Below are 19,094 nucleotides of genomic sequence, written 5' to 3' on the forward strand. Positions count from 1 at the left end.
CCGGCGTCCGCGGATCACCGGTCAGACTGGGCCGGTGAACACTCGACGCCCCTGTCCCTGCTGCGGTCACCTGGTCTTCGACGCCGAGGACGACGGGCCCGGCTCGTACGAGATCTGCCCGGTCTGTTTCTGGGAGGACGACCTGATGCAGCTCCGGTGGCCGCTCAGCGCCGCCGGCGCCAACCACATCCCGCTGGTCGAGGCGCAACAGAACTTCCGTGCCTTCGGGGCCTGTGACCAGTACGCACGGCGCCATGTGCGGCCGGCCGCGGACGACGAGCCGGTGGATGCCGCCTGGCGTCCGATCGACCCGCTCACGGACCGCTTCGAGGCGCCGAACAGCGCGGAGCGGCGTCCCTGGCCCGAGGACCTGTCCGTCCTGTGCTGGTGGCTGCCGAGCTTCTGGGGGTGCCCGTAGCGCCTGTGCGGCGGGGGTCAGGCGTCCTTGAGCCAGTCCTCGGTGCGGCCGTGGCGGCCGAGGCCGACGGCGTCGAACTCGTCGGGGTGGCCGTCGGCGTGGGCGCCGAGGTGGCGCAGGGCGAGGGAGAGCAGGCGGTAGCCCGGTTCGAGGAGGGGGCCGAAGGTGAGGGCGCCGGCGGTCCAGACGGCGGCGGACTGGTCGCCGGTGCCGCCCCAGATGTCGGCCTCGACGTAGGCGACGGGGCCGGTCGCGGACCAGGCGGCGAGGGTGCGTTCGAAGCCGCTCGGGAGCATCCGGAACGGGGCGAGCCGGGGGCCGTCGCCGCTGACCGCCTCGTCCAGTGCGTCGCTCATCGGGAGCAGCGCGAGGCCCTGGGCGAGCGGGACGACGCGGGTGGCGGGGAGGTCGGCGGCGTTGGCGCGGAGCAGGGTCTCGGCCGCGACGACGGCTTCCAGGTAGTAGCCCATGGTCGGCCGGTCCTACTTCTTGAGGCGGTAGATGACGGTGTCCCCGGTGACGCCGACGACCTCGTAGTGGGTGCTGAGCAGGCTGGCGATGCGGGGGACGAAGTCGGGCTGGTAGGGGGCGGTGCCGGAGTCGTCGACGACGACCTCGGGGAAGCCGTTGGTGGAGATCTCGTTGTCGAAGGTCTGCCAGGCCTCGGCGACGGAGTACTGCTCGCCGACCTTCTCGCCGCCCTTGCCGCCGCTGAAGTTGGTGAGGAAGCCGGCGGTGAGGTAGCGGGTGGCGGGGCGCCGGTCGGCGAGCCAGTAGAGCTCGGGGTGCATGCCCCAGATCAGGACGGTGTCCTTGGGGGTGGTCTGGGCGGCGATGGCGGTGGCGACCTCGGTGGTCTGGGTGAGGCGCTGGCCGGGCCACAGGACGGCGAGGCCCCAGAAGAAGCTGCACGCGAGGGTGGAGTAGACCAGGACGGGCTTCCACGGGACGGCGGAGGTGGCGACGGCGCCGACGCCGAGCAGGACCAGCGGGGGCATCAGCTGGAGGTAGTAGTGGCCGAAGAAGTGGAAGCCGACGGAGACGGCGATCACCGAGGAGGCGAGCCACATCCACAGGTCGACGGTGGAGCCGTGCTGGGGGCCGCGGGCGGGGACGGGTCGTCGGCGGTGGCGCAGCCACAGGCGGTGCGCGAGGGGCAGCAGGAAGGCGAGGCCGGCGCTCATCAGGATGGCGGAGTTGCCGAGCGCGCGGCCGAGCATCTGGGGCCAGTTGGAGCCGAGTCCGGCGTAGTCGCCGGAGCCGGTGACGACCCAGAACAGGAAGCCCTTGGGTTTGGTGAGGATGACGGCGACCAGCGCTATCGGCAGCGCGAACCCGAAGCCGATCTTGGCGAGGGCGGGGGGCCAGCGCACGCCGCGGCGGCGGGCGTCCTGGAGGAGCATCCACAGCACGGGGAGCATGACGGCGCCGCCGGTCTGCTTGGTGAGCGAGCAGAGCGCGACCGCGATGCCGGCAGCCAGCCAGCGGCGGCGTTCGGCGTAGCGGAAGGCGGCGACCATGGCGGGCAGCATGAAGACTTCGAAGGTCGCGGCCTGGGTGTCCTCGGGCGAGAGTCCGATGGAGACCAGCAGGTAGAGGATGCCGGCGCAGCGTCCGGCGCGGTCGCCCCAGCGGCCGCGGGCGAGCGAGGCGAGCAGGATCGCGGTGGCGAGGTGGGCCACGATCGCGAGGGTGCGCAGCGGCCAGAGCGAGGCGGAGCCGAAGAGCGCGAAGCAGGCTTCGTACAGCCAGGGCAGCAGCGGGGGTTTGCGGTCGACGACGGTGTCGTAGAGGACGCCGCCGTCGGCGAGCATCCGGGCCTGGGTGGCGAGGTAGCCCTCGTCGGGGCTCCACACGGGGCGCAGGAAGGACGGCAGGTGGGTCAGGGTGGCCAGCACGGCGAGCAGCGGGACCAGTCTGGTCCAGTACCCGGTGCGCAGGCGCTCTGGGAGGCGCTCGGCAAGGGCACGTCGCGGGTTGCTCGTGAGGGTGATGGACACGGGTGACAACCTACCGGGCGTGGGCGGGCGTAGTCAGGGCCACTCCACCAATGAGTGCGACGGTCCGACAATAAGCGCACCGCCACGGGGCCGAAAGGCGGTCCCGCGACGGTGCGCCGGGGGGATTGCGGGCGGTCAGTTCCGCGCGAAGGAGCGGGTGCTGACCAGGGCTTCGATCTTCTTGGCGAGGGCGGGGGCGGTGAGCCCGATCTCGTCGAGGATCTCGCCGCGCGAAGCGTGGTCGAGGAATTCCTGCGGGATGCCGAAGTCGCGCAGCGGCACATCCACGTCGGCGTCGCGCAGCGCCTGGGCGATGGCGGAGCCGACGCCGCCGGCCCGGCCGTTGTCCTCGACGGTGACGACCAGTCGGTGCTGGGCGGCGAGGCCCGGCAGCGCGGCGTCGACGGGCTTGACCCAGCGGGGGTCGACCACGGTGCTGGTGATGCCCTGTTCGGCGAGGATCCCGGCGACCTCCAGGCAGGTGGGGGCCATCGCGCCGATGGAGACGATCAGGACGTCGGCGGCCTCGTCGGCGGAGCCGTCCTCGGGGCGGCGCAGCACGTCCATGCCGCCGACGGTGCCGACGGCGGGGACGGCGGGGCCGACGTTGCCCTTGGAGTAGCGGACCACGGTGGGGGCGTCGTCGACCTCGACGGCCTCGCGCAGCTGGAGCCGGACCTGCTCGGCGTCGCGCGGGGCGGCGAGCCGCAGGCCGGGGACGACCTGCAGGATCGACATGTCCCACATGCCGTTGTGGGAGGCGCCGTCGGTGCCGGTGACGCCGGCCCGGTCGAGGACGAAGGTGACGCCGAGCCGGTGCAGGGCGACGTCCATCAGGACCTGGTCGAAGGCGCGGTTGAGGAAGGTGGCGTAGACCGCGACGACCGGGTGCAGGCCGTTGGTGGCCAGGCCGGCGGCGCACACCGCTGCGTGCTGCTCGGCGATGCCGACGTCGAAGATCCGCTCCGGGTAGGCCTTGGCGAACGGGGCCAGGCCGACGGGGTGCAGCATGGCGGCGGTGATGGCGACGATGTCGCGGCGCTCGCGGCCGAGGGCGACCATCTCCTCGCCGAAGACCGACGTCCAGTCCTTGCCGGAGGTCTTCACCGGCAGGCCGGTGTCGGGGTGGATCACGCCGACCGCGTGGAAGCGGTCCTCGTCGTTGTTCTCGGCGGCGTGGTAGCCGCGGCCCTTCTCGGTGATGCAGTGCACGATGACCGGGCCGCCGAAGTTGCGGGCCTTGGTGAACGCGGACTCCAGCGCCTGCAGGTCGTGGCCGTCGATCGGGCCGAGGTACTTCAGGCCGAGGTCCTCGAACATGCCCTGCGGGGCGATGAAGTCCTTGAGGCCCTTCTTGGCGCCGTGCAGGGTGTCGAACATGGCCTGGCCGACCACGGGGGTGCGCTGCAGCGCGTCCTTGCCCCAGGACAGGAAGCGCTCGTAGCCCTGGGTGGTGCGCAGGGTGGCGAGGTGGTTGGCGAGGCCGCCGATGGTCGGCGAGTAGGACCGCTCGTTGTCGTTGACGACGATGACGATCGGCAGGTCCTGGCTGTCGGCGATGTTGTTCAGCGCCTCCCAGGCCATGCCGCCGGTGAGCGCGCCGTCGCCGATCACGGCGACCACGGGGCGGTCCTTGTGGCCCTGGATCTTGTTGGCCTTGGCGAGGCCGTCGGCGTAGCCGAGGACGGTGGAGGCGTGCGAGTTCTCGATCACGTCGTGCTCGGACTCGGCGCGCGAGGGGTAGCCGGACAGGCCGCCCTTCATCTTCAGCCGGGAGAAGTCCTGGCGGCCGGTGAGCAGCTTGTGGACGTAGCTCTGGTGGCCGGTGTCGAACAGGATCCGGTCGCGCGGGGAGTCGAAGACCCGGTGCATGGCGATGGTCAGCTCGACCACGCCGAGGTTGGGTCCGAGGTGGCCGCCGGTCTTGGAGACCTCCTCCACCAGGAAGGCGCGGATCTCCTCGGCGAGCTCCGCGAGCTGTGCGGCCGTGAGTCGATCGAGATCGCGCGGTCCCCGAATGCGGGTCAGCAGGGCCACCCGTTCCTCCTCGTCCAAGTTCTCGCGCCCGCATGGGCCCGGAGGGCGTACGCCCCGCTTGAGTCTAATGTCCATTACCCGGGCGCAGTGCGTCGGGCAACCCCGTCGCCCGTTCGGGTGATGGTGGTGGAAAAGCGCCGGACCGCGCGACCGGCCCCGGTATTGCGGGGTCGCCGGTCGCGCGGTCCGGGGGTGGTGCCGGGTCAGCCGCGCCCGTTGGACTTCTGGGTGCGGCGGGAGACCGAGTCCAGGACCACGGCGGCGAGCAGCACCGCGCCGGTGATCATGTACTGAATGGCCTGCTCGGCGTGGACCATGTCCAGGCCGGTGGTGATGGACTGGATGACCAGGATGCCGAGCAGCGCCGACCAGGTCTTGCCCCGGCCGCCGAACAGGCTGGTGCCGCCGATGACGGCCGCCGCGATGGCGTTCATCAGCACGTTGGCGCCGCCGAGGCCCTTGTCCGCCGAGCCCTGCTGGGAGGCGATGAACAGGCCGCCGAAGCCGGCCAGGCCGGCCGCGATCATGTAGACCGAGGTGCGCACCCAGGCGACGTTGATGCCGGCCCGGCGGGCCGCCTCGATGCCGCCGCCGACCGCGAAGACCTGCCGGCCGTAGGTGGTGCGGCGGAGCACGAAGTCGGTGATCGCGACGATGCCGACGAACAGCACCAGCGGCAGCGGCAGGCCGCGGTCCTGGTTGAGCATGTAGGCGACCACCAGCGCGACCACGGCGAGCACGCCGGTGCGCAGCGCGATCTCGGCGATCGGGCGGGCCGGCAGGCCGGCGGCCGTGCGGCGGCGGGCGTCGAGCAGCTGGCCGCCGGCGAACAGCACGATGGCGAGGATCGCGGCCAGCCAGGCGAAGACGATGTCGCCGTCGCCCAGGAAGTAGGTGTCCAGGTTGGCGATGACGCCGTCGTTGAGGTTGTTGACGGTGCCGAGCTTGCCGATCACCAGGTCCTGCAGGCCGCTCCAGGCGAGCATGCCGGCCAGCGTCACCAGCAGCGCGGGCACGCCGATCTTCGAGAAGAAGAAGCCGTGCAGGGCGCCGATGGCGACCGCGGCGGCGATGCCGAGCAGCACCGCCAGCCACTCGTTGACGCCCTGGCGGACCGCCAGCACCGAGGAGATCGCGGCGGTGGCGCCGGCCACCGAGCCGAGCGAGAGGTCGATCTCGCCGAGCAGCAGCACGAAGACCACGCCGGTGGCGATCAGGCCGGGGCCGACGATCCACTTGCTGATGTTGGTGAGGTTGTCGGCGTTGAGGAAGGAGCCCGTCTTCCACTGGAAGATGGCGGCGATGATGATCAGGCCGATCACCACCGGCAGCGAGCCGAGCTCGCCGCCGCGGATCTTGCGGCCGAACTCCTCCAGGTAGCCGGCCAGGCCCTCCTTGCGGACCAGCAGGCGCGGGTCGACGGCGGGCGGGGTGGGCGTGGTGGGGGTCTCGGTGCTCACTTGGCGTCCTCCGCGATACGGGCCTGACGACGGGTCACCGCGTTGTCGGTGGCGCCGGTGATGGCGGAGATGATCTCCTCGTGCGAGGTGGTGGCCACCTCGAAGCTGCCGTTGTTGCGGCCCAGGCGGAGCACCGCGACGGTGTCCGCGACGGCCTTGACGTCGGCCATGTTGTGGCTGATCAGGATCACGCCGAGGCCGCGCTCGCGCAGCCGCTCGACCAGGTCGAGGACCTGGGCGGTCTGCTCGACGCCGAGGGCGGCGGTGGGCTCGTCCAGGATGACGATCTTCGGGTCGCCGACCAGGGCGCGGGCGATGGCGACCACCTGGCGCTGGCCGCCGGAGAGGCCGGCGATCGGGATCCGCACGCTGGGGATGCGGATGGACAGGGTGTCGAGGAGTTCGCGGGCGCGCTTCTCCATGGCGACCTCGTCCAGGGTGCCGAAGCGCTTGAGCTCGCGGCCGAGGAACAGGTTGCCGACCACGTCGAGGTTGTCGCAGAGCGCGAGGTCCTGGTAGACGGTGGCGATGCCGAGCGCCTGGGCGTCGTGCGGGCGGCCGATGGAGACCGGCCTGCCCTCCCACTCGATGACGCCCTCGTCGATCGGGTGGACGCCCGCGATGGTCTTGACCAGGGTGGACTTTCCGGCGCCGTTGTCGCCGACCAGGGCGACGACCTCGCCCGCGTGGACCTCCAGCTGCACGTCGGTGAGCGCCTGGACGGCGCCGAAGCGCTTGGAGACCCCGCGCAACGCCAGTACGGGTGCGCCTGTCACGTGAACCATCTCCTTGAGTTCCGTGTCGGACCTGACGTTTCCGGCACGGGCGACCCGCGCGCCGGGCCGGGCGCGCGGGGTGGGACTGCTTGAACACAAAAGGCCGGCGGGAGCTTCCGGGTGGTCAGGAAGCCCCCGCCGGGCGGGAATTACTGCAGGCCGGCCGCGGTGCAGGCGGCGGCGAAGTCGGCGGTGCAGATGTCCGCGACCTTGTACAGGTTGTCGGCGATCACGGTGTCCTTGATGTTCGCCTTGGTGACGACCTTGGGCTCCAGCAGGGAGGCCGGGATGCCCTTGTCGGTGTCGCTGTCGACCGTCGCGGTGGCGACGCCCTTGATGTCCTTGCCCTGGAGCAGGTCGACCGCGAGCTCGGCGGCGCCCTCGGCCAGCGGCTTGTAGGCCTTGTAGATGGTGTAGGCCTGGTCGCCGGAGACCAGGCGCTGGATCGCGTCCAGGCCCGCGTCCTGGCCGCCGACCGGGACGTTGACGCCCTGGGCCTTCAGCTGGGTGATGATCGCGCCGGCCATGCCGTCGTTGGCGGAGTAGACGGCCTGGAAGCCGTCCTTGCCGAGCGAGGAGATGGCGGCGCCGATCTTCTGGCCCGCGACGGTGGGCTTCCACTCGCCGCTCTGCTCGTAGACGACCTGCTTGACCTTGCTGTCCAGCACCTTGTGCGCACCGGACTTGAACTTGCCGGCGTTCGGGTCGGCGTCGTCACCGTTGATCATCACGATCTTGGCGTCGGCGGCCTTGGCGCCGAGGGCGTCGACCAGGGCCTGGCCCTGGAGCTCGCCGACCTTCTCGTTGTCGAAGGAGACGTACGCGGAGACCGGGCCGGTGGCCAGGCGGTCGTACGCGATGACCTTGACGCCCTTGTCGGCGGCCTCCTTCACCCAGGACTGGGTGGACTTGGCGTCGAACGCGTCCAGGATGATCACCTTGACGCCCTGGGCGATCAGGGTGTCGAACTGCTGCTTCTGCTTGGAGGCGGAACCCTCGGCGTTGCTGTACTCGACCTTGCAGTCGGAGCAGAGCGCGCGGACCTTGGCCTCGATGAACGGCTTGTCGAACGACTCGTAGCGGGTCGAGGACGCGTTCTCCGGCAGCAGCAGGCCGATCGACTTGTTGTTGCCCGAGGCCGCGCCGTCCTTCTTGTCACCGCCGGCCTTGCCGCAGGCGGCCATGGTCAGAGCCATCGAGACGGCGGCGGTGCCGACGACAACGCGACGCATCATTGCGTTCATGGTGGGGGGTGCCTCCCTGACAGAGCCGCAACGTTGCGGCGAGGTGGGCAGGAGTCAACCCCGTCACCGAGCTTGTCGTCAACAAGTAAAGCATCAGGCCCGGGGATTCAGACCCTTTCGTTATCTTCCTGAAGGCTTCTCCGATACCGGGCAGTCACTTCCGGGCCGTGCGGGGCCACTCAGAGCCCCCCGGGCTCCCCCATCTCGCTCATCACCAGGGCCAGCGCGCCCAGCACCTCGGCACGGCCGCCGAGGGTGCCCGGGACCACCGACAGCTGGCGGGCGGCGCTGGGGATCGCGTACCGCGCCACCGAGTCGCGGATCGGGGAAAGCACCAGCTCACCGGCCTCGGCCAGGTCTCCGCCCAGGATCACCCGGCGGGGGTTGAGCAGGTTGCACAGGGTGGCCACGCCCATGCCGATCTGGCGGCCGGCGTCGGCGATCACCCGGCGGCAGCCCAGATCGCCCTGCCGGGCCAGCTGCACGACCTTCCCGAGCGTCAGTTCGCCCGGGTGGTTGGCGTTCAAGAGGTTGAGCAGGTAGCGGGAGCCGACGAAGGTCTCCAGGCAGCCGCGGTTGCCGCAGCGGCACACCGGGCCCGCCTCGTCCAGCGTGATGTGCCCGATCTCGCCCGCGGTGCCGCCCGGGCCCCGGTAGATCTGGCCGTTGATCACCAGGCCGGCGCCGACGCCGCTGGCCACCTTGATGTACGCCAGCTCGCCCAGGCCCCGCCCGGCGCCCCAGACCAGCTCGCCCAGCGCGCCCAGGTTGGCGTCGTTGTCCACGTGCACCGGCACGCCCAGGCGCTGCGCCAGCTCCTGACCGGGCATCACGCCCGTCCAGCCGGGCAGGATCGCCGTCGAGCCGAGCTCGCCGGTCTGCTGGTCGATCGGGCCGGGCACGCCCAGGCCCACGCCGATCACCTTGTCGCTCCGGAAGCCGGCCTGCTCCAGCAGCCGCGCCACCATCCGCTCGGCCAGGTCGAAGCCCTGCTGCGCGGAGACGTCCACGTCCAGCGGCTCGCTCTCCTCGGCCAGCACCCGGTGCGCCAGGTTGCCGACCGCCACCCGCAGGTGGGTGTGGCCGAAGTCCACGCCCACCACGATCCCGGCGTCGCCGCTGAGCGAGACGCTGCGCGCCCGGCGCCCGCCCGAGGAGGTGTCGGCGACCACCACGGTGCCGGACTCCTTGAGCTCCCGGACGATGTTGGACACCGTCGCGGCCGACAGTCCCGTGCCCCGGGCGATCTCGGCCTGGGTCAGCGATCCGGCCATCCGCACCGCCCGCAGCACCCGTTCGAGATTCGCCCGGTGCAGCGAGGACTGCGATCCCGGTGTGTCCGTCGACATGTTCCACCCTCCAGGGCGCACTTGCGTTCGTGCAGAGCTCAGCTTCAACTTCTGAACCCTATGCTCCGGTACCGATCGGAGGGGGAGTCAAGTACGAACACGGATCGTTACGCACGTGGGAGGATGCCCGGTAACCAAGCTCAGACGAAGGAGTCCTGCGAGTGCCTGGCACCAACTTGACCCGTGAGGAGGCCCGCACCCGGGCCGCACTCCTGCACGTGGACGCGTACGACATCGAGCTCGACCTGAGCTCCGCGCGCGAGGGCGGCACCTTCCGGTCCACCACGGTGGTCCGGTTCACCGCCACCGAGCCCGGCGCCTCCACCTTCATCGACCTGGTCGCCCCCGCCGTCTCGGAGATCGTCCTCAACGGCCGCGCGCTTCCGCTGGACAGCTTCGCCGACAGCCGGATCCCGCTGCCCGACCTGGCCGCCGAGAACGAGCTGCGGGTGGTCGCCGACTGCGCCTACACCAACACCGGCGAGGGTCTGCACCGCTTCGTCGACCCGGCCGACGGCGAGACCTACCTGTACACCCAGTTCGAGGTCCCGGACGCCCGCCGGGTGTTCGCCGGCTTCGAACAGCCCGACCTGAAGGCCTCGTTCGCCTTCACCGTCACCGCCCCCGCCGGCTGGGTCGTGGTCTCCAACTCGCCCACCCCCGAGCCCGCCGGCGACGGCGACACCCGGGTGTGGACCTTCGAGCCCACCTCGCGGATCTCCACCTACATCACCGCGCTGGTGGCCGGCCCCTACGTCGGCGTGTTCGACAGCTACGAGAACGGCGCGCAGAGCGTGCCGCTCGGCGTCTACTGCCGCCCCTCGCTGCGCGAGTTCCTCGACGCCGACGCGATCTTCGCCGTCACCAAGCAGGGCTTCGACTACTTCCAGGAGAAGTTCGACTTCGCCTTCCCCTTCGCGAAGTACGACCAGCTGTTCGTCCCGGAGTTCAACGCCGGCGCGATGGAGAACGCGGGCGCCGTCACCCTCCGCGACCAGTACGTCTTCCGCTCCAAGGTCACCGACGCCTCCTACGAGCTGCGCGCCGCGACCATCCTGCACGAGCTCGCCCACATGTGGTTCGGCGACCTCGTCACCATGGAGTGGTGGAACGACCTCTGGCTGAACGAGTCGTTCGCCACCTTCGCCGAGGCCGTCTGCCAGGCCGAGGCCCCCGACTCCAAGTGGCCGCACTCCTGGACCACCTTCGCCAACCAGATGAAGACCTGGGCGTACCGGCAGGACCAGCTGCCGTCCACCCACCCCATCATGGCGGAGATCAACGACCTGGAGGACGTCCAGGTCAACTTCGACGGCATCACCTACGCCAAGGGCGCCTCGGTGCTCAAGCAGCTGGTGGCGTACGTCGGCCAGGACGCCTTCTTCGAGGGCGTGCGCGCCTACTTCAAGCGCCACGCCTGGGGCAACACCCGCCTCACCGACCTGCTCGGCGCCCTTGAGGAGGCCAGCGGCCGCGACCTGCGCACCTGGTCCAAGGCCTGGCTGGAGACCGCCGGCATCAACGTGCTGCGGCCCTCGCTGGTCGTCGACGCGAACGGCGTCATCGAGTCCTTCGCCGTCCTGCAGGAAGCCCCCGCGCTGCCCGCCGGCGCCCGCGGCGAGGCCGTGCTGCGCCCGCACCGCATCGCCATCGGCCTGTACGAGCTGGTCGACGGCGACCTGGTCCGCACCGACCGGATCGAACTCGACGTGGACGGCGAGCGCACCGAGGTCCCGCAGCTGACCGGCCGGCAGCGGCCCGCCGTGCTGCTGCTCAACGACGACGACCTCTCCTACGCGAAGGTCCGCCTCGACGCGGACTCGCTGGCCGTCGTCACCGAGCACCTCGGCGACTTCACCGACTCGCTGCCCCGCGCGCTGTGCTGGGCCTCCGCCTGGGACATGACCCGCGACGGCGAACTCGCCACCCGCGACTACCTGTCGCTGGCGCTGTCCGGCCTGCGCCGCGAGAGCGACATCGGCGTGGTCCAGTCCGTCCACCGCCAGGTCAAGCTCGCGCTCGAACTGTACGCCGACCCCGCGTGGCGCGAGACCGGCCTGCAGCGCTGGGCGGCCGCCGCCGAGACGGCGCTGCGCGAGGCTCCCGCGGGCAGCGACCACCAGCTCGCGTGGGCCCGCGCGCTGGCGGGCTCCGCCCGCACCGACGGCCAACTCGCCCTGCTCGCCGCCCTGTTGGACGGCTCCGAGACCATCGAGGGGCTGGCCGTCGACACCGAGCTGCGCTGGACGCTGCTCGGCCGACTGGTCGCTACCGGGCACGCCGACGAGGCCGCGATCGACGCGGAGCTCGCCCGTGACAACACCTCCTCCGGGCAGGAGCACGCCGCGACCTGCCGGGCCTCCCGGCCGACCGCCGAGGCCAAGGCCGAGGCGTGGGCGTCCGTGGTCGACTCCAACAACCTCACCAACTACGTCCAGGAAGCCGTCATCGCCGGCTTCCAGCAGCCCGACCAGCGGGAGCTGCTCGCGCCGTACACCGAGAAGTACTTCGCCTCGGTGAAGGAGGTCTGGGAGACCCGCAGCCACGAGATCTCGCAGCAGATCATCGTCGGCCTGTACCCCTCGTACGCCGTCTCGCAGGCGACGCTGGACGCCACCGACGCGTGGCTGGCCTCGGCCGAGCCGGCGCCGTCGCTGCGACGCCAGGTCGTCGAGGCGCGGGCCGGGGTGGAGCGGGCGCTGAAGGCGCAGGCTGCGGATCGCTGATGGGCACAGGCCGCGGGATGCTTGACGCGGATGCCTTAGGCGGATGCCTGACGGGGGCCCGGGGGACTTTGTTCCTCCGGGCCCTCGGTGTGTTCGGGGGGTGCGCCCACCGGCGGATGGTGCTCGGGGGTGGGACGGGGGTGGGCGATGGGCTGGTGGGTGGGCGGCGGTGGGGGGTGCTGTTGGCTGCGCCCACCCGCCCGCCCGAGCACCCACCAGCAGATGGGGACGGGTAGGGCGAGGACGGTGCGCTGCGCGAGGCCAGCCCGAGCACCCGCCAGCGGATAGGGGCGGGCGGGACAGAGGATGGTGCGCTGCGCGAGGGCGGGCCGGGGGCCCGCCGGCGGATGAGGGCGGGCGGTGGGGAGGGTGGTGCGCTGCGCGAGGGCGGGCCGGGGGCCCGCCAGCGGATGAGGGCGGGCGGTGGGGAGGGCGGTGCGCTGCGCGAGGACGGGCCGGGGGCCCGCCAGCGGATAGGGGCGGGCGGGGCAGAGGGTGGTGCGCTGTGCGAGGTCGGGCCGGGGGCCCGTCGGCGGGTGGGGGTGGGGGCCGGGCAGGGGGTGGTGTGTGGGGGGGCGGCTGAGCGTGTGGCGGCAAGGGGGATGTGTGGGGGTCAGGTGAGTGGGTGGGTGGGGAGGGTGATGCGGAAGGTGGTGGTGCCGGGGGTGCTGTGGGCGGTGACGGTGCCGGTGTGGGCGTGGACGACGGCTTGGACGATGGCCAGGCCGAGGCCGGTGGAGCCGGTGCGGCGGGAGCGGGTGGGGTCGCCGCGGACGAAGCGGTCGAAGACGTGGGGCAGCAGGTCGGGTGGGATGCCCGGGCCGTTGTCGGTGACGGTGAGGCGGGTCTCGACGGGGTCGGTGTCGAGGCGGAGGGTGACTTCGGTGCCGTCCGGGGTGTGGGTGCGGGCGTTGGCGAGCAGGTTGGCGACAACCTGGGCGAGTCGGTGCGGGTCGCCGGAGACGGTGACGGGTTCGGCGGGCAGTTCCAGGCGCCAGCGGTGTCGTGGGGCGGCGGCGCGGGCGTCGGCCGTGCAGTCGAGGGCGATCCGGGTCAGGTCGACGTCCTCGGTGGCCAGTGGGCGTCCGGCGTCGAGGCGGGCGAGCAGCAGCAGGTCCTCGACGACGGTGCCCATCCGTTGCGACTCGGCGGTGATCCGTTCCAGCGAGTGCCGGACCTCGTCGGGCACCGGCCCCGGGTGCCGCAGGGCGAGTTCGGCGTGGCCGCGGACCGCCGCGACCGGGTTGCGCAGTTCGTGGCTGGCGTCGGCGGCGAACGCGCGCAGCCGCTCCTCGACGTCCTGCCGGCGGGTCAGCGCGTCGCCGATGTGGCCGAGCATCCGGTTCAGCGCCGCGCCGACCCGTCCCACCTCGGTGCCCGGGTCGTCGTCCGGGACGCGCTCACCGAGGTCGACCGCGCCGCTGGCCAGCGGCAACGTGGAGACCCGTTCGGCGGTGGCCACCACCCGGTCCAGCGGGCGCAGCGCGAGCCGGACGCCGAGCGTGCCGACGGCCGCGGCGACCACCAACGCGGCTGCGAACACGGCGAGTTCGATCAGCACCAGGCGCTGCACGGTCTCGTCCACGGGGTGCAGCGGCAGGCCGGTGATCAGTACGTCCTGTTCTCGGCCCTGGACGGCGGCGGCCCGGTAGCGGCCGAGTGCGGAGAGCGTCATGTCGTGCGGCCGACCGGTGGTGGGGAGGGCGCGGAGGACGCGGACGTCCTGGTCGGTGAGCGGGACGGCGGCGTCACCGCCTCCGGTGCCGGCGATCGGCACGGGGTCGTCGTCGCCGGGCGGGATGCCGCCGACCACGGAGGCGTGCGTGACGGTGCCGTCGAGCAGGCGGGCGCCGAAGGTGCCGGGTGACTGGGCGCGGGTGTCGTGCCCGCACTGGCCGGGGTGTTCGAGGCTGGTGGCGTAGCGGCCGCCGGAGGCGTTCAACTGGTCGTCGATCCGGTCGACCAGGAAGTGCCGCAGGGCTGCGCCGGTGGCCACGCCGACACCGACACAGATCACGGTGATCAGTGCGAGCACCCCGGCCACCAGCCGCCCCCGCAACGTGCGGACCCGCCCGACAACCCTCATCCGGCAGCCCCCTCGGGCCAGTGGCCGGCGGTGGCGGCGGCGGGGGTGCTGGGGGCGGGCGCGACGTCGGTGTCGCGCGGGTGGGGGCGTTCGGTCGCGGGTGTCATCCGGTGACCATCATGGACCGCGCCGGGCAGGACGCGAAGGGCGCGCGTGCCGCCGGGGTGTTCGCGGGCGGCGTGGACCGGTGCGCGGCCGCCCGCCACCGACCGGGCCGGGCCGGTGGCTGCGTGCGCGGGGCGCGGATGTCGGTGGCGGGTGCGATGACCGCAGTGGTGGGGGTGGAGCCCGCGTGGGTGGGCGTGCGGCTGGGGCGTGCGGAGGCGGCGCGGAGCGGCGCGAGACCGAACGGCGCCGATTGGCCCTGCGGCCGGCGGGCCCCGGTCCGGGTATACGAGCCACGGCGGGGGGAGGGGAACCCCAGGCCGATCAGGGCGGGCGTGAAGCTGGGGCCGCGTCGGCACGTGGTGGGGGTCGAGCCCGTGTGATTGGGCGTGCGGCTGGGGCGTGCGGAGGCGGCGGGGAGCGGCGCGAGACCGAACGGCGCCGATTGGTCCTGCGGCCGGCGGGCTCCGGTCCGGGTGTACGACCCGCGATGGGTGGCGGGGGTGGGTGGGATCCCCAGGCTGATCAGGGCAGCGCGTCGGCACGTGGTGGGCGTGCGGCTGGGGTGTTCGCGGGCGGCACGGACCGGTGCGCGGCCGCCCGCCACCGACCGGGCCTGGCCGGTGGCTGCTCCGAGTACGTGGCCCGTGTTGCGCGGGGCGCGGACGTCGGTGGCGGGTGTGATGACCGCAGTGGTGGGGGTGGGGCCCGTGCGGCTGGGGCGTGCGGAGGCGGCGCGGAGCGGTGCGAGACCGAACGGTGCCGACCGGGCCTGGCCGGTGGCTGCTCCGAGTACGTGGCCCGTGTTGCGCGGGGCGCGGACGTCGGTGGCGGGTGTGATGACCGCAGTGGTGGGGGTGGGGCCCGTGCGGCTGGGGCGTGCGGAGGCGGCGCGGAGCGGTGCGAGACCGAACGGTGCCGACTGGCCCTGCGCCCTGCGGGCTCCGGTCCGGGTGTACGAGCCACGGCGGGTGGAGGGGGTCCCCAGGCCGATAAGGGCGGCGCGTCGGCACGTGGTGGGCGTGCGGCTGGGGTGTTCGGGGGTGGCGTGGAGCGGTGCGAGAGCGACGCACTGCGGCCGGCGGGCCCGGGTGGTGGCTGCGGGGGCGGGGCGTGGGGCGCGGGTGTCGGGGTTCGGTGCGGGGATTGGGGTGGCGGAGGGCGGGTGGCGGGGGGTCATGGGGTGGGGGGCTTGAGGACGTAGCCGGCGCCGCGGACGGTGTGGATCATCGGTGGGCGGCCGGCGTCGATCTTGCGGCGGAGGTAGCTGATGTAGAGCTCGACGACGTGGGCCTGGCCGCCGAAGTCGTAGGACCAGACGGCGTCGAGGATCTGGGCCTTGCTGAGGACCTGGCGCGGGTGCTCCATCAGGTAGCGGAGCAGGGCGAACTCGGTGGGGCTGAGGTCGATGGGGGTGCCGGCGCGGTGGGTTTCGTGGGCGGTGGGGTCGAGGTGGAGGTCGCCGACGGTGAGGGTGTCGGGGGTGGCGGGGCCGGCGGGGAGGGTGCGGCGGAGGAGGCCGCGGAGGCGGGCGACGACTTCTTCGAGGCTGAACGGTTTGGTGACGTAGTCGTCGCCGCCGGCGGAGATGCCGGCGATGCGGTCCTCGACGGCGTCCCGGGCGGTGAGGAAGAGGACGCGGACCTCGGGGTCGGTGTGCTGCACCCGGCGCAGCACTTCGAGGCCGTCGAAGTCGGGGAGCATGACGTCGAGGACGATGGCGTGGGGGTGCCAGGAGGCGGCGGTGGTGACGGCGTCGAGGCCGGCGGTGACGCCGCGGGCCTGCCAGCCCTCGTAGCGCAGGGCGCCGCAGATCACCTCGACGAGGTCGGGTTCGTCGTCGACCACCAGGACCCGCCAGGGGGTGTCCGCGTGCTGCATGGTGCCATTCTTGCGGTTCGGCATGAGAAAGCGGTGAGATCATCGGACCGGATCTCGGTCGACACAGGGTCGTGACCTGCGAAGATGCCGGACGGGGGCCTCGGCGGCGGCGTCCTTTCATAGGGAATTGAGAGCTTCCGGTGCCACGGTGGCGACGTACCACCGAAGGAGGGCGCCCGTTGACCGCACCGACCACCCCGCACCGGGCCGCCACCCGCCGGAACCTGCCGCCGGACGCCGTCCGTCGCGGTGCGCTCGCCCTGGTCGTGCTCGGCGCCCTCGGTGTGCTGGCCCTGTGGTGGGCCGACACCCCGCGAATTGCGAGCGCCGCGGACTGGCTCACCGGGGCCGGGCGGATCACCGGTCTGCTGGCCGGCTACGCCGCACCCGTCCTGCTGCTGCTGATGGCCCGGGTTCCCCTGCTGGAACGCGAGGTGGGCGCGGACCGGATGGCCCGCTGGCACGCGTTCGGCGGCCGGTACCTGGTGTCGCTGGTCACCGTGCACGTGCTGACGATCATCTGGGGCTACGCGCTGACCAGCGGGCAGGGCCTGTGGGAGCAGAGCGTGGAGATCGTCCTGCGCTTCCCCGACATGCTGAAGGCCACCGCCGCCACCCTGCTGATTCTCGGCACCGGCGTCGTCTCCGCCCGGGCCGCCCGCCGCCGGCTGAGCTACGAGGCCTGGTACTACCTGCACCTGGCGACCTACCTGGCGGTCGCGCTCGGCTTCGGCCACCAGCTCACCACCGGCGCGGACCTCGCCGACAACAAGGCCAAGGCCCTGTGGTTCCTGCTGTACCTCGGCACGGCCGCCGTCCTCGGCTGGTACCGGCTGCTGCTGCCGTTCCTGCGCGACCGCCGGCACCGGCTGCGGGTCGCGGAGGTCCGGCCCGAGGGTCCGGGGGTGGTGTCGGTGTTCCTGACCGGCCGCCGGTTGGACGAGCTGCGCGCCGAGCCGGGACAGTTCTTCCGGCTGCAGTTCCTCGCGCCCGGGCTGCGCTGGGCCGCCAACCCGTACTCGATGTCCGCTCCCCCGCACCCGCACTTCCTGCGCTTCACCGTCAAGGGCCTGGGCTCGCACAGTGCCGCCGTCGCCGCGCTCGAACCCGGCACGGCCGTCCGTGCGGAGGGGCCGTACGGGGCGTTCACCGCGCGCCGCCGCCACGGCGGGCCGGTGCTGCTGCTCGGCGCGGGCGTCGGCGTCACCCCGCTGCGGGCGTTGTTCGAGACGCTGCCCGGGACGGTGACGCTGGTGCAGCGGGCCCGGCACGCGGAGGACGTGCTGTTCCGCCACGAGCTGGCGGCCGTCGCCGCCCGGGGCCGGGGCCGGCGCGTGCACGAGTTGCTCGGCGGCCGCGAGCAGGTCGGCGACCTCGGCGCGGCGCTGCACCGGCTGGTGCCGGACCTCGGCCGCCACGAGGTGTACCTGTGCGGGCCGGAGGCGTTCACCGGCGAGGCGGTCCGCGTGCTGCGGGCCGCCGGGGTCCGGCCGTCCCGCATCCACCACGAGTCCTTCGTCTTCTAGGAGCCCCCACCGCCATGCGCCGAGCCGTCATCACCGCCTCCGCGACCGCCGCCGGGGTTGTCCTGCTGCTGTCGCTGAAACCGCACGACCCGTCCGACGCGGCCGCCATCTCCTCGTCGTCGGTGGGCGGTGGAGGCACGACGAGCAGTGCCGGGCCGTCGTCGGCCTCGGCGTCGGCGCCCTCGGCTTCGGCGGGGGGCGGTGCCACCCGGACCGTCACCGGCAGTGCGATCAACACCCGGTACGGGCCGGTGCAGGTGCGGCTGACGATGGACGGCAGCACGATCAGCAAGATCGACGTGATCCAGTACCCGTCCCGGGACCGCCGCGACCGGGAGATCAACACCTACGCCCTGCCGCAGCTCAACCAGGAGGCGCTGGCCGCGCAGAACGCGGACATCGACGTGGTCTCCGGCGCCACCTACACCAGCGACGGTTACACCCGCTCGTTGCAGAGCGCGCTGGACCAGGCGGCGAAGAAGTGACGGTCGAAGAAGTGACGGTCGAAGAGATGACAATCGGGCATGTCGAGCATGTGATGGGGACGGTGTTCTCGTTCACCGTCCGCGACCCGGGCCCCGGCACCGCCGATGCGCTGGCCCGGATCGTCGACCGGCTGCACCGGATCGACGCGGTGTTCTCGCCGTACCGGGCGGACAGCGAGATCAGTCGGCTCGGGCGCGGCAAGATCCGGCTCGGCGAGTGCGACCCCGAGGTGGGGTGGGTGCTGGAGCGCTGCGCGGAACTCGCCACCGAGACCGGCGGCTACTTCACGGCGACGCCCGGCGGACACCTCGACCCGAGCGGCTGGGTCAAGGGCTGGGCCGTCGAGGAGGCCTCCCGGACACTGCGCGAGGCCGGCTCTGCGCAGCACTGCGTGAGCGGCGGCGGCGACGTCCAGACCGCCGGCGGACCCTGGCGGATCGGCATCGCCGACCCGCACCGCCCCGGCACGGTGGCCCACGTCGTCACCGGCCACGACCTCGCCGTCGCCACCTCCGGCACCGCCGAACGCGGCCCGCACATCCTCGACCCGCACACCGGACGCCCCGCCACGACGCTCGCCTCGCTCACCCTGCTCGGCCCCCGGCTCGCCCGCGTCGACGCCCTGGCCACCGCGGCCTTCGCCATGCCAGATCCGCTGCGCTGGCTGACCGCCCGGGGCATCCCGGCACTCGCCATCCGGCCGGACGGGACGCGGGAGCAGACGCCAGGCTTTGCTTGACGACGGGTCTGGGGCTGTTGGCTGTGCCCCTCACTTCCGGGCAGATGGGGAGGGTGACGGAGAGTGTGGCCGTGGGGGGTGCGGTTGCTACGCCCACCCACCCACCCGAGCACCCACCAGCAGAGGGGAAGGGTGACGAAGGTGCGGATGCGCCCGGCCGTGGGGGGTGCGGTCGCTGCGGGGGGGGCCCCCCCCCCCCCCCCCCCCCCCCCCCCGCACCGCGGGGGGGGGGGGGGGGCCCGGCCCCCCCCCCCCCCCCCC

Annotated in this window: 14 protein-coding genes; 5 read left to right on the top strand and 9 right to left on the bottom strand. The window is 72.7% G+C overall.

Features of this window, described 5'->3' with window-relative positions; genetic code table 11:
* Nucleotides 1-34: 34 nt before the first annotated feature.
* Complete coding sequence (locus tag ACWEMJ_RS26170) at nucleotides 35-418, top strand: CPCC family cysteine-rich protein (RefSeq protein ID WP_452139575.1); 384 nt, start codon at nucleotides 35-37, stop codon at nucleotides 416-418.
* 17 nt (nucleotides 419-435) lie between these two features.
* On the opposite strand, the gene ACWEMJ_RS26175 is transcribed toward ACWEMJ_RS26170, so the two are convergent.
* The 7 genes from ACWEMJ_RS26175 to ACWEMJ_RS26205 form a co-directional block, all read right to left on the bottom strand.
* A complete protein-coding gene (locus ACWEMJ_RS26175; protein ID WP_452139576.1) occupies nucleotides 436-888 on the bottom strand; it encodes a hypothetical protein in 453 nt (150 codons plus the stop codon).
* 12 nt (nucleotides 889-900) lie between these two features.
* The gene (locus tag ACWEMJ_RS26180) at nucleotides 901-2,412 is read right to left on the bottom strand and encodes an ArnT family glycosyltransferase (RefSeq protein WP_452139587.1); all 1,512 of its coding nucleotides are present in this window, start codon (nucleotides 2,410-2,412) and stop codon (nucleotides 901-903) included.
* 141 nt (nucleotides 2,413-2,553) lie between these two features.
* Nucleotides 2,554-4,455 (bottom strand): 1-deoxy-D-xylulose-5-phosphate synthase, encoded by a 1,902-nt coding sequence (dxs, locus tag ACWEMJ_RS26185; protein ID WP_452139577.1) that lies wholly within the window; start codon nucleotides 4,453-4,455, stop codon nucleotides 2,554-2,556.
* A gap of 203 nt (nucleotides 4,456-4,658) precedes the next feature.
* A complete protein-coding gene (locus ACWEMJ_RS26190; RefSeq protein WP_452139578.1) occupies nucleotides 4,659-5,915 on the bottom strand; it encodes a sugar ABC transporter permease in 1,257 nt (418 codons plus the stop codon).
* On the bottom strand, nucleotides 5,912-6,700 hold the full coding sequence (locus ACWEMJ_RS26195) for an ATP-binding cassette domain-containing protein (RefSeq protein WP_400303328.1): 789 nt from the start codon (nucleotides 6,698-6,700) through the stop codon (nucleotides 5,912-5,914). The genes ACWEMJ_RS26190 and ACWEMJ_RS26195 overlap by 4 nt, the downstream gene beginning before the upstream one ends.
* A 140-nt stretch (nucleotides 6,701-6,840) precedes the next feature.
* Nucleotides 6,841-7,935 (bottom strand): substrate-binding domain-containing protein, encoded by a 1,095-nt coding sequence (locus ACWEMJ_RS26200; protein ID WP_452139579.1) that lies wholly within the window; start codon nucleotides 7,933-7,935, stop codon nucleotides 6,841-6,843.
* A gap of 179 nt (nucleotides 7,936-8,114) precedes the next feature.
* Entirely contained in the window at nucleotides 8,115-9,284 is a 1,170-nt protein-coding gene (locus ACWEMJ_RS26205) for an ROK family transcriptional regulator (RefSeq protein WP_452139580.1), read from the bottom strand.
* A 161-nt stretch (nucleotides 9,285-9,445) separates the two neighbouring features.
* On the opposite strand from ACWEMJ_RS26205, the gene pepN reads away from it, so the two are divergent.
* The gene (gene pepN, locus ACWEMJ_RS26210; protein ID WP_452139581.1) at nucleotides 9,446-12,010 is read left to right on the top strand and encodes an aminopeptidase N; all 2,565 of its coding nucleotides are present in this window, start codon (nucleotides 9,446-9,448) and stop codon (nucleotides 12,008-12,010) included.
* Between the two features lie 613 nt (nucleotides 12,011-12,623).
* On the opposite strand, the gene ACWEMJ_RS26215 is transcribed toward pepN, so the two are convergent.
* On the bottom strand, nucleotides 12,624-14,096 hold the full coding sequence (locus ACWEMJ_RS26215) for a sensor histidine kinase (protein ID WP_452139582.1): 1,473 nt from the start codon (nucleotides 14,094-14,096) through the stop codon (nucleotides 12,624-12,626).
* 1,281 nt (nucleotides 14,097-15,377) lie between these two features.
* Nucleotides 15,378-16,082: a response regulator transcription factor gene (locus tag ACWEMJ_RS26220; protein ID WP_452139583.1), complete on the bottom strand. Its 705-nt coding sequence runs from the start codon at nucleotides 16,080-16,082 to the stop codon at nucleotides 15,378-15,380.
* Between the two features lie 179 nt (nucleotides 16,083-16,261).
* On the opposite strand from ACWEMJ_RS26220, the gene ACWEMJ_RS26225 reads away from it, so the two are divergent.
* The 3 genes from ACWEMJ_RS26225 to ACWEMJ_RS26235 are packed head-to-tail and all read left to right on the top strand — an operon-like array spanning nucleotide 16,262 to nucleotide 18,833.
* Entirely contained in the window at nucleotides 16,262-17,608 is a 1,347-nt protein-coding gene (locus ACWEMJ_RS26225) for a ferredoxin reductase family protein (RefSeq protein ID WP_452139584.1), read from the top strand.
* Nucleotides 17,609-17,622: 14 nt separating this feature from the next.
* Nucleotides 17,623-18,093 (top strand): FMN-binding protein, encoded by a 471-nt coding sequence (locus ACWEMJ_RS26230; protein WP_452139585.1) that lies wholly within the window; start codon nucleotides 17,623-17,625, stop codon nucleotides 18,091-18,093.
* A 26-nt stretch (nucleotides 18,094-18,119) separates the two neighbouring features.
* Nucleotides 18,120-18,833, top strand: coding sequence for an FAD:protein FMN transferase (locus ACWEMJ_RS26235; protein WP_452139586.1), 714 nt, complete (start codon nucleotides 18,120-18,122; stop codon nucleotides 18,831-18,833).
* The last annotated feature ends 261 nt before the right edge of the window (nucleotides 18,834-19,094 follow it).

It is taken from the genome of Kitasatospora sp. NPDC004531 (genome assembly GCF_053602195.1).

Coding starts and splice junctions, on each gene's coding strand:
- ACWEMJ_RS26175 (WP_452139576.1), bottom strand. CDS start 888: ATGGGCTACTACCTGGAAGCCGTCGTCGCGGCCGAGACCCTGCTCCGC.
- ACWEMJ_RS26195 (WP_400303328.1), bottom strand. CDS start 6,700: ATGGTTCACGTGACAGGCGCACCCGTACTGGCGTTGCGCGGGGTCTCC.
- ACWEMJ_RS26200 (WP_452139579.1), bottom strand. CDS start 7,935: ATGAACGCAATGATGCGTCGCGTTGTCGTCGGCACCGCCGCCGTCTCG.
- ACWEMJ_RS26205 (WP_452139580.1), bottom strand. CDS start 9,284: ATGTCGACGGACACACCGGGATCGCAGTCCTCGCTGCACCGGGCGAAT.
- ACWEMJ_RS26215 (WP_452139582.1), bottom strand. CDS start 14,096: ATGAGGGTTGTCGGGCGGGTCCGCACGTTGCGGGGGCGGCTGGTGGCC.
- ACWEMJ_RS26220 (WP_452139583.1), bottom strand. CDS start 16,082: ATGCAGCACGCGGACACCCCCTGGCGGGTCCTGGTGGTCGACGACGAA.
- ACWEMJ_RS26230 (WP_452139585.1), top strand. CDS start 17,623: ATGCGCCGAGCCGTCATCACCGCCTCCGCGACCGCCGCCGGGGTTGTC.
- ACWEMJ_RS26235 (WP_452139586.1), top strand. CDS start 18,120: ATGACAATCGGGCATGTCGAGCATGTGATGGGGACGGTGTTCTCGTTC.